The 13302-nt window shown below is 74.2% G+C and carries 13 protein-coding genes; 10 read left to right on the forward strand and 3 right to left on the reverse strand.

Features of this window, described 5'->3' with window-relative positions:
* The first annotated feature begins 40 nt into the window (after window positions 1–40).
* The gene (locus MOV08_RS05875) at window positions 41–877 is read left to right on the forward strand and encodes an SGNH/GDSL hydrolase family protein (protein ID WP_275306597.1); all 837 of its coding nucleotides are present in this window, start codon (window positions 41–43) and stop codon (window positions 875–877) included.
* Between the two features lie 39 nt (window positions 878–916).
* Here MOV08_RS05875 and MOV08_RS05880 read toward each other — a convergent pair whose 3' ends face one another.
* Entirely contained in the window at window positions 917–1993 is a 1077-nt protein-coding gene (locus tag MOV08_RS05880; RefSeq protein WP_052286546.1) for a hypothetical protein, read from the reverse strand.
* 222 nt (window positions 1994–2215) lie between these two features.
* Here MOV08_RS05880 and MOV08_RS05885 point away from each other — a divergent pair, with 222 nt between their 5' ends.
* The 3 genes from MOV08_RS05885 (at window position 2216) to MOV08_RS05895 (ending at window position 5630) form a co-directional block, all read left to right on the forward strand.
* Window positions 2216–2659, forward strand: coding sequence for a helix-turn-helix transcriptional regulator (locus tag MOV08_RS05885; RefSeq protein WP_275306598.1), 444 nt, complete (start codon window positions 2216–2218; stop codon window positions 2657–2659).
* Window positions 2660–2669: 10 nt separating this feature from the next.
* Entirely contained in the window at window positions 2670–3080 is a 411-nt protein-coding gene (locus tag MOV08_RS05890) for a VOC family protein (RefSeq protein WP_039630081.1), read from the forward strand.
* 165 nt (window positions 3081–3245) lie between these two features.
* The gene (locus MOV08_RS05895; RefSeq protein ID WP_275306599.1) at window positions 3246–5630 is read left to right on the forward strand and encodes an excinuclease ABC subunit UvrA; all 2385 of its coding nucleotides are present in this window, start codon (window positions 3246–3248) and stop codon (window positions 5628–5630) included.
* 116 nt (window positions 5631–5746) lie between these two features.
* On the opposite strand, the gene MOV08_RS05900 is transcribed toward MOV08_RS05895, so the two are convergent.
* Window positions 5747–6451, reverse strand: coding sequence for a TetR/AcrR family transcriptional regulator (locus MOV08_RS05900; protein ID WP_275306600.1), 705 nt, complete (start codon window positions 6449–6451; stop codon window positions 5747–5749).
* An 84-nt stretch (window positions 6452–6535) separates the two neighbouring features.
* On the opposite strand from MOV08_RS05900, the gene MOV08_RS05905 reads away from it, so the two are divergent.
* From MOV08_RS05905 to mug, 5 genes are all read left to right on the forward strand, one after another.
* Window positions 6536–7492 (forward strand): hypothetical protein, encoded by a 957-nt coding sequence (locus MOV08_RS05905; protein ID WP_275306601.1) that lies wholly within the window; start codon window positions 6536–6538, stop codon window positions 7490–7492.
* Window positions 7489–8769: a methyltransferase gene (locus MOV08_RS05910; RefSeq protein WP_275306602.1), complete on the forward strand. Its 1281-nt coding sequence runs from the start codon at window positions 7489–7491 to the stop codon at window positions 8767–8769. The genes MOV08_RS05905 and MOV08_RS05910 overlap by 4 nt, the downstream gene beginning before the upstream one ends.
* Before the next feature lie 254 nt (window positions 8770–9023).
* Window positions 9024–9179, forward strand: a complete 156-nt coding sequence (locus tag MOV08_RS05915) for a hypothetical protein (RefSeq protein ID WP_203232521.1) — start codon at window positions 9024–9026, stop codon at window positions 9177–9179.
* A gap of 106 nt (window positions 9180–9285) precedes the next feature.
* Window positions 9286–10719, forward strand: coding sequence for an adenylosuccinate lyase (gene purB, locus MOV08_RS05920; RefSeq protein ID WP_039630089.1), 1434 nt, complete (start codon window positions 9286–9288; stop codon window positions 10717–10719).
* A gap of 12 nt (window positions 10720–10731) precedes the next feature.
* A complete protein-coding gene (gene mug, locus MOV08_RS05925; RefSeq protein WP_275306603.1) occupies window positions 10732–11280 on the forward strand; it encodes a G/U mismatch-specific DNA glycosylase in 549 nt (182 codons plus the stop codon).
* A gap of 83 nt (window positions 11281–11363) precedes the next feature.
* Here the strand turns inward: mug and MOV08_RS05930 are convergent, their stop codons facing one another.
* Window positions 11364–11960, reverse strand: a complete 597-nt coding sequence (locus MOV08_RS05930) for a hypothetical protein (RefSeq protein ID WP_275306604.1) — start codon at window positions 11958–11960, stop codon at window positions 11364–11366.
* 160 nt (window positions 11961–12120) lie between these two features.
* On the opposite strand from MOV08_RS05930, the gene MOV08_RS05935 reads away from it, so the two are divergent.
* Window positions 12121–13278, forward strand: a complete 1158-nt coding sequence (locus tag MOV08_RS05935) for an ROK family transcriptional regulator (RefSeq protein ID WP_275306605.1) — start codon at window positions 12121–12123, stop codon at window positions 13276–13278.
* The last annotated feature ends 24 nt before the right edge of the window (window positions 13279–13302 follow it).

Genomic DNA, 13302 nt, shown 5'->3' on the forward strand with positions numbered 1-13302 from the left:
CCGCCATCGACCGTACACCGCGGGATAGGATCACCGCGCCATGGAGACGAATGTGCGATACAACAGTTTCGTCGCGGTCGGCGACAGCTTCACCGAGGGCATGTCGGACGCCCTCCCGGGCGGCTCCTACCGCGGCTGGGCGGATCTGCTCGCCGCCCGGCTCGCGGCGCGGGCGCCCGGCTTCCGGTACGCCAACCTCGCCGTGCGCGGCAAGCTCATCGACCAGATCGCCGACGAGCAGTGCGGCCCCGCCGCCTCGATGGGCGCGGACCTGGTGACGCTGGTCGGCGGGCTCAACGACGTACTGCGTCCCCACTGCGACGTGGCGCGGGTGTGCGCGCGGCTCGGGGAGTGCGCGGACCTGCTGGCGCGCGGCGGCGGGCAGTTGGTGCTGATGCGCAGCCCGGGCCGCCGCGGGCCGGTGCTGGAGCGCTTCCGCCCGCGGATGGAGGAGCTCTTCGCGACGATCGACGAGCTGGCGAGCCGGCACGGCGCCGTGGTGGTGGACCTCTACGGCTCCCGGGCGCTGGCCGATCCGCGACTGTGGGCCGAGGACCGGCTGCACCTGAACGCCGAGGGGCACCGCCGGGCAGCCGAGGCGGTCTGGCAGGCGCTGGGGCTGCCCGCCGAGGCGGACTGGGACGCGCCGCTGCCGGCCGAGGCGCCGCCGCACTGGGCCGCCCGGCGCGCCGCCGACCTGCGGTTCGCCCGCGAACATCTGGTGCCGTGGATCGGCCGCCGGCTCACCGGGCGCTCCTCGGGCGATGGCCGCACGGGCGCCCAGTTCAGCGCCGAGTCGGGCCGAGCCTTCTGGATAGGCCCCGCGGACGACGCGAACCCCGGCCCCGTGACGGGCTGGCGCCAGGCCGGAGCGTGACCCGCCGCACCTGACGTCGCGTCAGAAGTGGTGCGCTCGTCAGCCCGGTACGACAGTGGTCAGCGCGCCGAGGATCAGGGCGGCGTCGCGCCGTCGGCCGGCGATCAGGACCGTACGGTCGCCGTCCCGGCATTCGATGACGGCGCAGTCGTACTTGTAGGCGGTCGGCCAGAATTCGGGGTCGCCGGGGCCGAGCGAGCGGACGCACCGCACGGTCAGCGTCTCCGGGAGCGTCCGGCGGGCGACGCGTCCGTCGGGGTCCGGGGTGGCCGCCGGGCGCCCGTCCCCCACCACCAGGTGGTCGAAGCCGGCGACGCTGTAGGGCACGTCCCCGTACACGCTCGCGCGCACGCACCGCCTCCCGGTGGGCGGCACCGGGACGATGTCACTGGTGTCCGCGGCGCGGCGCATCCGCCCCGCCATCCACCGCGCGAACAGCACGGCCAGCAGCACGACGGGCACCGCGGCGGCCGCCACGAGCAGGAACGCGTCCCGCACCGCGTCCGCCAGAAAGCTCGTCGTGGCGCCGAGCACGCCCAGCACGAGGAGCACCACCAGCGCCGCGGTGAGCTGCCACGGAGCGGCATGGGCCGCGGTGGACGGGTGGCGCCGGCGCCACCGGCCCAGCAGCAGCGCGCCCAGTCCGAAGGGCAGCGCCACGAAGCCGAGCGCCGCCGGCAGCCGACCGTCGTCGGCCGGTGACGTCCACGCCTCCTGCGTCGCGGCCCCGAACCGCACCGTGCGGACCTCGCCCCGCCAGTACGTCAACGCCACCGTGTCCCCCGCGTGCACGGCGTCGAACACCGGCGACCGCCGGGGCATCCGCACCCGCCGCGCGATGCCCGTGCCGCGCTCGGTGAGCAGCAGCCAGTACCGGACGCTCTTGCCGCTGTGCTCGTACACCGCGCCCTTGACGACCGCCGGCGCCGTCGTCGTGCAGGAGGTCGACCGGGTGCCGGCCGGGCAGGCGGACGCCCCGGCGTACGCCCGGTTGCTCGCCTCCGCGAGGGGCACCACGGCGAACAGCCCGGCCGACACCAGCACGAGCAGCACGCCGATGCCCACGGGAAGCCGCGCCCGCCAGCGGCGGCGCGCCCCTTCCGTCCGATCCGTCATCCTCGACTCCCCCTCCGACCGCTCGCGGCCCCCGTTGATCGTCGGGCCCCGCGCACATTCTGCTCGGCATCCTGCGCCCGGACGTCCCGGGGTAACCCGTGGCGAACCGGATGTCCGGATGTCCCGCTGCGGCGCGGTGCCCCCGCGGCCCGCACCCGGCCCCCGCCGGGCGGCCTCCCGGTCGGCTGGGCAACCCCGATCCGACGTGGCACGATTTCGCCGGTGAGCAGCAGACCCGCCGCGAGCCAGCGGCTGAGCGATCTGGCGCGGCTGCGTCGCGTCCGGGACCGGATCGACCGGGAGTACGCGCAGCCGCTGGACGTCGAGGCGCTCGCACGTGGCGTGAACATGTCGGCGGGGCACCTCAGTCGCCAGTTCCGCCTGGCCTACGGCGAATCGCCGTACTCCTACCTGATGACCCGGCGCATCGAGCGCGCGATGGCGCTGCTGCGCCGCGGCGACCTCAGCGTCACCGAGGTCTGCTTCACGGTCGGCTGCGCCTCGCTGGGCACCTTCAGCACGCGCTTCACCGAGCTGGTCGGCATGCCTCCCAGCGCCTACCGGCGCGAGGCGGCGCGCGCGACGGCGGGGATGCCGGCGTGCGTGGCGAAACAGGTGACCAGACCGGTCAGGAATCGAGAAGCGCCGCCGACCGGCCAGACCTAGCCTGGCGGGCATGGACATCACCATTCACGCCAGTTTCCTCCCGCACGACGACCCGGAAGCCTCCCTGGCCTTCTACCGCGACACCCTCGGCTTCGAGGTCCGCAACGACGTCGGCAGCGGCACGATGCGCTGGATCACGGTCGGCCCCGCCGGTCAGCCCGACACCTCGATCGTGCTGCACCCGCCGGCCGCCGACCCCGGCGTCACCGACGAGGAGCGCCGCACCATCACCGAGATGATGGCCAAGGGCACCTACGGCATCATCGTCCTGGCCACCAAGGACCTCGACGCCACCTTCGAGCGGCTGCAGTCCGGCGACGCCGAGGTCGTCCAGGAGCCGACCGAGCAGCCCTACGGGGTGCGCGACTGCGCCTTCCGCGATCCCGCGGGCAACCTGATCCGGGTCAACGAGCTGCGCTGAGCCGCCCGGCGGCCGCCGCCGCGAGCCGATCGGTGCGGGCCCGGTCGCGGCGGTGCTCCCCGGGCCCCGGTGACACCTTTCCCGCTTTCCCGCTTTCCCGCTTTCCCGCGCAACACCTACCAAGCGACACCGCGAAGGCGGCTGCGCCTCGCAGATGGAGACACGATGAGCAAGGTCACGAGGAAGGCCGCGCAGCCGCCCGTGCCGCACGATGCCGACAGCCACGACCTGATCCGCGTGCACGGCGCGCGCGAGAACAACCTCAAGGACGTCAGCATCGAGCTGCCCAAGCGTCGGCTGACGGTGTTCACCGGTGTCTCGGGCTCGGGCAAGAGCTCGCTGGTCTTCGACACGATCGCCGCGGAGTCGCAGCGGCTGATCAACGAGACCTACAGCGCGTTCGTGCAGGGCTTCATGCCGACGCTGGCCCGGCCGGAGGTGGACGTCCTCGACGGGCTGACCACCGCGATCAGCGTCGACCAGCAGCGGATGGGCGCCGACCCGCGCTCCACGGTCGGCACCGCCACCGACGCCAACGCGATGCTGCGGATCCTGTTCAGCCGCCTCGGCAAGCCCCACGTCGGCCCGCCCGGGGCATTCGCCTTCAACGTGCCCTCGGTCTCCGCGGCCGGCGCGATCAAGGTGGGGAGCGCGAAGAAGGCGGAGAAGGTCACCTTCAACAGGGTCGGCGGCATGTGCCCGCGCTGCGAGGGCCGCGGCGCGGTCTCCGACCTCGACCCGACCCAGCTCTACGACGCCACCAAGTCGATCAACGAGGGCGCCTTCACCATCCCCGGCTACACCGGCGGCGGCTGGAACTCCCGGCTGTACGCGGAGTCGGGCTTCTTCGACCCGGACAAGCCGATCCGCACGTTCACCAAGAAGGAACTGCACGACCTGCTGCACCGCGAGCCGACCCGGATGAAGATCGCGGGCATCAACATGACCTACGAGGGCCTGATCCCGCGCGTCCAGAAGTCCATGCTGTCCAAGGACAAAGAGGCGATGCAGCCGCACATCCGGGCGTTCGTGGAGCGTGCGGTCACCTTCACCACCTGCCCGGACTGCGACGGCACCCGGCTCGCCGAGCACGCCCGCGCCTCGAAGATCAAGAAGACCTCGCTCGCGGACGCCTGCCGGATGGAGATCCGGGACCTGGCCGACTGGGTGCGCGGCCTCAAGGAGCCGTCCGTCGCCCCGCTGCTCACCGCGCTCCAGCACACCCTCGACTCGTTCGTGGAGATCGGCCTCGGCTATCTCGCGCTGGACCGGCCCGCGGGCACGCTCTCCGGCGGTGAGGCGCAGCGCGTCAAGATGATCCGCCACCTCGGCTCCTCGCTCACCGACGTCACCTACGTCTTCGACGAGCCGACCGCGGGCCTGCACCCGCACGACATCCAGCGGATGAACGGCCTGCTGCTGCGGCTGCGGGACAAGGGCAACACGGTGCTCGTCGTGGAACACAAGCCGGAGGTCATCGAGATCGCCGACCACGTCGTCGACCTCGGCCCCGGCGCCGGCACGGCGGGCGGCACCGTCTGCTTCGAGGGCACCGTCGACGGACTGCGCGGCAGCGACACCGTCACCGGGCGCCACCTCGGCGACCGCGCCGCGCTCAAGGACGCGGTGCGCGAGCCGGCCGGCACCCTAGAGATCCGCGGCGCACGCGCCAACAACCTCCAGGACGTCGACGTGGACATCCCGCTCGGCGTGCTCGCCGTGATCACCGGCGTCGCGGGGTCCGGCAAGAGCTCGCTGGTCCACGGGTCGATCCCCGCGGACCTCGGCGTCGTCTCGGTCGACCAGAGCCCGATCCGCGGTTCGCGGCGCAGCAACCCCGCGACGTACACCGGGCTGCTCGACCCGATCCGCAAGGCGTTCGCCAAGGCCAACGGCGTCAAGCCCGCGCTGTTCAGCGCCAACTCCGAGGGCGCCTGCCCCACCTGCAACGGCGCCGGCGTCATCTACACCGACCTGGCGATGATGGCCGGGGTCTCCAGCACCTGCGAGGACTGCGAGGGCAAGCGGTTCGACGCCTCGGTCCTGGAGTACCGGCTCGGCGGCCGGGACATCTCCGAGGTGCTCGCGATGCCGGTGGCCGAGGCTCTGGAGTTCTTCGCCGGGGGCGAGCGGCGCACCCCGGCCGCGCACAAGATCCTCGAACGGCTCGCGGACGTCGGGCTCGGCTACCTCACCCTGGGCCAGCCGCTCACCACGCTGTCCGGCGGCGAGCGGCAGCGGCTGAAGCTGGCCACGCACATGGCCGACAAGGGCGGTGTCTACGTCCTCGACGAGCCGACCGCGGGCCTGCACCTCGCCGACGTCGAGCAGTTGCTCGGCCTGCTCGACCGGCTGGTGGACTCCGGCAAGTCGGTCATCGTCGTCGAGCACCACCAGGCCGTCATGGCGCACGCCGACTGGATCGTCGACCTCGGCCCGGGCGCGGGACACGACGGCGGGCGCATCGTCTTCGAGGGCACCCCCGCCGACCTCGTCGCCACCCGGTCCACCCTCACCGGCGAGCACCTCGCCGAGTACGTCGGCGCCTGACCGCGACGACGGCACGGACCCGGGCCGGGCCGCGGCCGGATCCCCACCGGGGGCCGGCCGCGGCTTCGTGCGCCGGAACGGCAGGCGCGACGCCGCGGAGATCCGCCAGAAGCGCCCTAGGCGTCGCCCCGTGACCGGCGCCGCGGCATCCGCAGGGTGAGCAACTTGGCGCGCGGGGCGAGGCGTCGGGCCATCGCGAACACCGAGTCCGTGCGCGAACGGTCGGCGTCCAGGACCGTGAAGAGGTTGACGCCGAGGTAGAAGGTGATCGCCGCGTTGGCCAGGTCGCGGGGTGGGGTGAGGCGGGCCAGTGGGGTGCCGCCGATGACGCGGTCGAGGGTCGCCTCGATGAACGCCAGCCACGGCTCGGCGCGCTCCGACAGCGGTTCGCGCAGCTCGGGCTTGGCCACCGCGGCGGCCACCAGCTCGGAGAAGAGCGTGATGTGGCCGCCGTCGAGGTCGTCCCGGTAGACGCGGGTGGCGGCGTCGGCCAGTTCCTCCAGGGTGCGCACGTCGGCGACCGTGGCGCGGTGCCGGGCCATCCGCTCGGCGGAGGAACGGTCGAGCGCCGCGAGCAGCAGCGGATCGACGCCGCCGAAGTGGTAGAAGACGAGCGCCGAGTTGACGCCGGCCTCCTTGGCGATGGTCCGGGCGCTGGTGCCCGCGTAGCCCTGGCTCTTCAGGACGGCGGTGGCCGCCTCGATCAGCCGGTCCTTGGTCTCCCCGGCGCCGCCGGCTCCCTTGGTGCCCTTCCCCCGCTTCGCGCCCCCGGCGCCCGTCGTTCCCGCGGGGCTCTCGCCGCCGTTGCTTTCCGCCGTCATCGACCGTCCTCTCACTGAAGTCTTCATCATAGGGTTTAATCGAGTGGTTAAATCAGTTGATGAATGAAAGGCAGGGTGGGGACGATGGACGAGACACCGAAGCGCGCGCCCATGACGCGGGCCCGACGACAACTGGTCGGGGTGCTGGTGGTGCTGTTCGCGGCGATGCTGCTCTACAAGGTGCTGCACGCCGGGGACTTGGAGCAGACCGCGCTCTTCTACGTGGGCCTGCCCGCGTTCATCGCCCTCGCGGTGGCCGTCGGCGCCCGACCCAAGAGCGTCACCGGAACCGCCCTCGCCGCGGTGACCGTCGGCCTGGCACTCGCCGGCCCGCTGCTGGACGAGGGCATCATCTGCCTGGTCATGGCGGCGCCGCTGTTCTACCTGCTGGCCGTGATCATCGCCGCGCCCGTGGACCTCGCCCGGCGCAGGGCGCGCAAGGGCCGGGGCGGCCGCACGCACGCCTTCGCGACCGTGCCGCTCATCGCGCTCCTGGCACTGGAGGGCACCGGCGCCTACGAACTCCCCCGGGACGGGACCGCCACCGTCACCCGCACCGTCGCGACGAGCCCCGCGCGGTTCGAGCGGACCCTCGCCGCGCCGCCCCGCTTCGCGGCGCCCGAGCCGGTGTTCCTGCAGATCCCCTTCCCCCGGCCGCAGCACTCCGAGGGCACGGGCCTGGGAGTCGGCGCCCACCGGGAGGTCGCCTTCAACCCGCACCGGTCCCTGGGCATCGGGTCGCACCCCACGCCGCGCTCCATGCGCCTGGTCGTCGCCGCGCACACCCCGGGCCGCGTCCGCTTCGTCGTCACGCACGACACCACGCTCGCCCGCTGGCTCGACCTGCGTTCGGCCGAGGTGACCTGGCGGCCGACCGCCGCCGGCCGCACCGAGGTCACCTGGACCCTGCACTACCGCCGCACCTTCGACCCCGGTTGGTACTTCGGCCCGATCCAGCAGTACGGGATGGAGCAGGCGGCGGCCTACCTCTCGGACACCTTCTCCCACCCCACCGCGCCGGCCGGTACGAGCGCGCGATGACCGCCCTCCCCGGCGCCGATCCGGCGCTCATCCGCGCCGCCTGCCTGTTCGGCCCACTCCTCGCCGCCGGTGCCGCCCTGCTCCGGCGGCCACCGGACCGGCGGACGATCGCCGCCGCGATCCTGGCGACCGCCTGGAACGCGGTCTGGCTCCCCGCGGTCAACCTCCTCGCCGTCGATCGCGCCTGGTGGACCTTCCACGTCGACGGCGGCTCGGCCGCCGGGCTCCCGCTCGACCTCCTCCTCGGCTGGGCGCTGCTGTGGGGCACGCTCCCCGTCGTCGCCGACGCGGACCGGATCGGGCTGCCGCTGCTCGCCGCGGGGCTGGCCTGGTTCGACCTGGCGGCGATGCCGCTCGCCGCCCCCGTCGTGCGGCTCGGCCCGCACTGGCTCGCCGGCGAGGCGCTCGCCGTGGCGCTGGTGCTCGTCCCCGGGCTGCTGCTCGCCCGCTGGACGGTGCGCGACCGGCGCCTGGCCCTGCGCGCGGGCGCCCAGATGCTGCTCAGCGGCGCGCTGATGTTCGCCCTGCCGCTCGGGCTCGTCCGGCCCGCGCTGCCCGGCGGCCGGGTGGGCTGGGCGGTCGCCGGGCAGCTGCTCGCCGTGCCACTGCTGCTCGGGGTGGTCGCGGTGCGCGAGTTCGTCCAGCGCGGCGGCGGCACCCCGCTGCCCTACGACCCACCGCGCCGGCTGGTCGCCAGCGGTCCGTACGCCTACGTCCGCAATCCGATGCAGCTGTCGGTCGTGCTGTTCTACGCCCTGCTCGGGCTGCTGACGCGCGACCCACGGGTGCTCGCCGGGGCCGCCGCGGCCTTCGCCTACGGCGCCGGGCTCGCCGCCTGGCACGAGGGCGGCCGGATGCGGGAGAGCTACGGCGAGCCCTGGGTCGCCTACCGGGCCGCGGTGCCCGCCTGGCGGCCCAGGCTCCGGCCCTGGCCCGGCAGCGCCCCCGCCCGGCTGTACGTCTCGGAAAGCTGCGGCCCGTGCAGCCAGTTCGGGCGCTGGATCGCCCGCCGGCGGCCGGTGGCGCTGGACCTCGTACCGGCCGAGCGGCACCCGCTGCGCCTGCGTCGGATGACGTACGAGACGGACGACGGCGCCGTCCGGGCCGAGGGCATCGCCGCGCTCGGCCGGATGCTCAACCATCTGCACCTGGGCTGGGCGGTGCTGGGCTGGCTGCTGGTGGTCCCGGGGCTGCGGTGGTTCGTCCAGCTGTGCGCCGACGCGTTCGGGGCGGGCCCGCGCGACATCCCGCAGCGGCCCCGCACCGCCACCCGGTAGCGCGCGGCGGCGCCGGCGCGATCGGCACGAACTCCCCCGTGGCACAGCCCACTTGAGCGGACCGCGGGGTGCGTGCCGAGGCGACCGACGGAGATCGGGGAGGGGCGACGGGGGTGCTCCCGGCCGGCGGGATCCCCTCGGCGGCGCCGGGCGCGGCGGCCGGCCGGCCGCCCCCGCGAACAGCCCGAGCCTTCGACCGGTCCAGGCGTTACGCTCGTTTTGTCCGTAGACGTTCCGATCGTGCGGAGGCGGCCATGAGCCAGTACGACGAGTACACGACTCCGTCGCAGGCCGAGGGCGAGCGGCTGGAGGAGGACATGGATCCGGCCGAGCCGCGGCACCCCGAGACGATGCGCACCCAGCCGTCCCAGGCGGAGGGCGAGCGCCGGGCGGAGGACGACGAGGACTGAGCGGGCACAGGACGACGAGGACCGGGCGGGGACTGTAGGAAAGCACAGCCGGGACCGGCGCGCTGGCCTGCGCAAATCGCCAGTAGACTCTGGCCACGTGACTGCTGTGTCTGCGAAGCCTCGCATCCCCAATGTCCTGGCCGGCCGCTACGCCTCCGCGGAGCTGGCCGTGCTGTGGTCCCCCGAGTACAAGGTCAAGCTGGAGCGGAAGCTGTGGCTGGCGGTGCTGCGCGCCCAGAAGGACCTGGGGGTGGCCGTCCCCGAGCAGGCACTGACCGACTACGAGCGGGTGCTGGAGACCGTCGACCTGGCCTCGATCGCCGAGCGCGAGAAGGTCACCCGGCACGACGTCAAGGCCCGGATCGAGGAGTTCAACGCCCTGGCCGGGCACGAGCAGATCCACAAGGGCATGACCTCCCGGGATCTGACCGAGAACGTCGAGCAGCTCCAGGTGCGGCTGTCGCTGGAACTGGTGCGGGACCGCGCCGTCGCCGTGCTGACCCGCCTGGGCTCGCTGGCCGGCCAGCACTCCGAGCTGGTCATGGCCGGTCGCTCGCACAACGTCGCCGCGCAGGCCACCACCCTCGGCAAGCGCTTCGCGACCGCCGCCGACGAACTGCTGGTCGCCTTCGCACGGGTGGAGGAGCTGCTCTCCCGCTACCCGCTGCGCGGCATCAAGGGCCCGGTCGGCACCGCCCAGGACATGCTCGACCTGCTCGGCGGGGACGCCGCCAAGCTCGCCGAGCTGGAGCAGCGGATCGCCGGCCACCTCGGCTTCGGCCAGGCGTTCACCTCCGTCGGCCAGGTCTACCCGCGGTCGCTCGACTACGAGGTGGTCACCTCGCTGGTGCAGCTGGCCGCCGCGCCGTCGTCGCTGGCCAAGACGATCCGGCTGATGGCCGGGCACGAGCTGGTCACCGAGGGCTTCAAGCCCGGCCAGGTCGGCTCCTCGGCGATGCCGCACAAGATGAACACCCGCTCCTGCGAGCGCGTCAACGGCCTGATGGTGATCCTGCGCGGCTACGCCTCCATGGCCGGCGAGCTGGCCGGCGACCAGTGGAACGAGGGCGACGTCTCCTGCTCGGTGGTCCGCCGGGTCGCGCTGCCGGACGCCTTCTTCGCGCTGGACGGCCTGCTGGAGACCTTCCTGACCGTGCTCGACGAGTTCGGCGCCTTCCCCGCCGTGGTCGCCCGCGAGCTGGACCGCTATCTGCCCTTCCTCGCCACGACCAAGGTCCTGATGGGCGCGGTGCGGGCCGGCGTCGGCCGCGAGGAGGCGCACGAGGCGATCAAGGAGAACGCGGTCGCCTCGGCGCTGGCCATGCGCGAGCAGGGCGCGGAGCGCAACGAGCTGCTGGACAAGCTGGCCGCCGACAGCCGGATCCCGCTGGACAAGGCCCAGCTGGCGGAGCTGATGGCCGACAAGCTGTCCTTCACCGGCGCGGCCGGCGACCAGGTGGCCGCCGTCGTCGCCCGGATCGAGGAGATCGCCAAGCAGCACCCCGAGGCCGCCGCCTACGCCCCCGGCGCGATCCTCTGACCCGGGGCTGACGTGCGCTTCACCCCCGAGGAGCTGGAGGCCGCTCGTGACCGCGTCGTCCCCGACGTGGTCGCGAGCGACCTGCGGGTGCTTTTCTGTGGAATCAACCCCGGGCTGATGACGGCCGTCACCGGGCACCACTTCGCCCGCCCCGGCAACCGCTTCTGGCCCGTCCTGCACGCCGCCGGCTTCACCCCCCGGCAGCTCCGCCCCGCCGAACAGGGCGAACTGCTCGACCACGGGCTGGGCATCACCAACGTCGTGGCCCGGCCGACCGCGCGCGCCGACGAGCTGACCGCGCAGGAGTACCGCGAAGGCGGGCGGCTGCTGGCCGAGAAGGTGGCCCGGCTCCGACCGCGCTGGCTCGCGGTCGCCGGCGTCACCGCCTACCGCGTCGCCTTCGACGACAAGCACGCCGCGATCGGCCCCCAGGAGCGCACCCTGGGCGCCACCCGCATCTGGGCGCTGCCCAACCCCAGTGGCCTGAACGCCCATTGGACACCGGCGACCATGGCGGAGGAGTACGGGCGGCTGCGCGCGGCGGCGTTCGCCGAGCCCTGACCGGCGGCGGACGACGCACCACGGCGGGCCGACGGACGGACCGGCATCGGAGCGCACCGGCGGTGCGGTCCCCGACCGCACGGCTATCCGCCTCCCGGCAGCGGCCCCTCCGCTATGACCCCCACCACCTGGCACGGCTGCCCGAACTCCGGTCGCCCGGCACCGACCGCGATCCAACGGCCGTCGTCCGGCCAGGCGTGCACCCGCGGCACCAGCGCGCTCAGCAGCTCCAGCGGCGGCGGGACGGGCAGCCCCATGGCGCTCCGCTCCAGCGCCTCCGCCAGGTCGTGCACGACGGGCTCGCCGTGCCGCGCGGAGACCAGCGCGACGAGCGCCGCGAGTTCCTCGACGCACTGGTCGCGGGCCGCCGCGGCATCCGCCGGATCCACGTCCCACAGCGGGCCGCTCGCCCAGAGTCGCGCCATATGGAAGCCCGGTCCGCTGGTGCCCGTCGCGGTGTGCTCCCTCCGCTCCGGGAAGGGGCGGGCGTATAAGGCATCGAGCCGGGCGAGCGCGGCGGGCGGCCCGCCGGGCGGCTCGGGCCCGTGCGGCCCGCCGGGCGCCGGGGACGCGGGGCCCCGCGGCGGCATCGCTGCCGCCGGAGCGGTCGGGAGGGTCGGGACGGTCGGGAGCGGTGGGGGCGTCGGCTTCGGCGGGACGTGGTTCGGTTCGGGCGTCATACCGTCAGTAAACCTCCGGGGTCTGACAATTGGCCGTGCGCGCGCTCCGCGGAGCCGCCGCCGGGCCGTCCCCGTTCGGCGCCCACCGGCCCCTCGGGGCTCGCCGCACACCCGCTGACCGGCTACGATCCGCCAGACAGGCGAGGCGAGGAGACGGACGTTGGGTCGGCTCACCGGCGGGGACCCTTCTCTGCTGCGACGGATCAACTCCGCGGTGGTGCTGCACGCACTGCGCGCCGCGGACTCCCCCACGCTCACCGATCTCGTCCAGGTGACCGGCCTGTCCCGGCCGACCGTCGAGGGCGTGATCGAGGGGCTGATCGAGACCGGGCTGGTGGCCGAGGCGCCCGCCGAGGAGGGCGAGACCCGACGCCAGGGGCGCCCCGCCCGCCGATTCCGCTTCCGTACCGAGGCCGGCCATCTGCTGGGCATCGAGATCGGGCCGCACCGGGTCGCGGCGCTGCTGTCCGACCTCGGCGGGCAGGTGCGGGGCTCGGCGCAGCGCGAGGTGACGGAGCACGCGCCGGCCGACGAGCGACTGGAGCGGGTGCGGGCCATGGTGGCCGACCTGCTGCGCCGCGCGGGCGTGGCGCGCAGTTCGCTGCGGGCGGTCGGGGTGGCCGGTCCGGGCATCGTGGAGGCGGACGGCACCGTACGGCTCGGCACCGCGCTGCCCGGCTGGACCGGACTGCCGCTCGGCGAGCGGCTGCGGCGGTCGTTCCGCTGCCCGGTCCTGGTGGAGAACGACGCCAACGCGGCGGCGGTGGCCGAGCACTGGCAGGGCGCGGCGACCGGCTCCGGCGATGTGGTGTTCGTCCTGGCCGGGCTGAGCCCCGGCGCCGGGTCGCTGATCGGCGGGCGGCTGCACCGGGGGTTCGGCGGCGCGGCCGGGGAGATCGGCGCGCTGCACCTGTTGGGCCGGGAGGCCACACCGGAGACCCTGCTGTCCACGACCGGTGAGCCGCTGCATCCGCTGGACGAGGCGCAGGTCGCGGCGGTGTTCGCGGCGGCCAGGGACGGGGACGGGCAGGCGCGGGAGGCGGTGGACCGCTTCATCCGGCGGCTGGTGCACGACGTCGCCGCGCTGGTGCTGGCCCTCGACCCCGAGTTGGTGGTGATCGGCGGCTGGGCATCCGGGCTGGCGGGGGTGTTGGAGCCGCTGCGCCGGGAGTTGGCGCGCTACTGCCTGCGGCCGCCGGAGGTCGTGCTGTCGCAGCTGGGCCCGGCCGCGGTCACCACCGGCGCGCTGCGGCTGGCCCTGGACCACGTCGAGGGCGAACTCTTCGCGGTGGAGGGGACTATGACGGGGCGGCGGTGAACGACGCGCCCCGGACCGGACGGC

The organism is Streptomyces yunnanensis, from assembly GCF_029011865.1.
Lineage (GTDB): Bacteria > Actinomycetota > Actinomycetes > Streptomycetales > Streptomycetaceae > Streptomyces > Streptomyces yunnanensis.

Excerpts from the sequence above, each read along its gene's own strand:
- MOV08_RS05875 (WP_275306597.1), top strand. The coding sequence starts at position 41 with ATGGAGACGAATGTGCGATACAACAGTTTCGTCGCGGTCGGCGACAGC.
- MOV08_RS05880 (WP_052286546.1), bottom strand. The coding sequence starts at position 1,993 with ATGACGGATCGGACGGAAGGGGCGCGCCGCCGCTGGCGGGCGCGGCTT.
- MOV08_RS05890 (WP_039630081.1), top strand. The coding sequence starts at position 2,670 with ATGGACATCACCATTCACGCCAGTTTCCTCCCGCACGACGACCCGGAA.
- MOV08_RS05895 (WP_275306599.1), top strand. The coding sequence starts at position 3,246 with ATGAGCAAGGTCACGAGGAAGGCCGCGCAGCCGCCCGTGCCGCACGAT.
- MOV08_RS05900 (WP_275306600.1), bottom strand. The coding sequence starts at position 6,451 with ATGACGGCGGAAAGCAACGGCGGCGAGAGCCCCGCGGGAACGACGGGC.
- MOV08_RS05905 (WP_275306601.1), top strand. The coding sequence starts at position 6,536 with ATGGACGAGACACCGAAGCGCGCGCCCATGACGCGGGCCCGACGACAA.
- MOV08_RS05910 (WP_275306602.1), top strand. The coding sequence starts at position 7,489 with ATGACCGCCCTCCCCGGCGCCGATCCGGCGCTCATCCGCGCCGCCTGC.
- MOV08_RS05915 (WP_203232521.1), top strand. The coding sequence starts at position 9,024 with ATGAGCCAGTACGACGAGTACACGACTCCGTCGCAGGCCGAGGGCGAG.
- MOV08_RS05930 (WP_275306604.1), bottom strand. The coding sequence starts at position 11,960 with ATGACGCCCGAACCGAACCACGTCCCGCCGAAGCCGACGCCCCCACCG.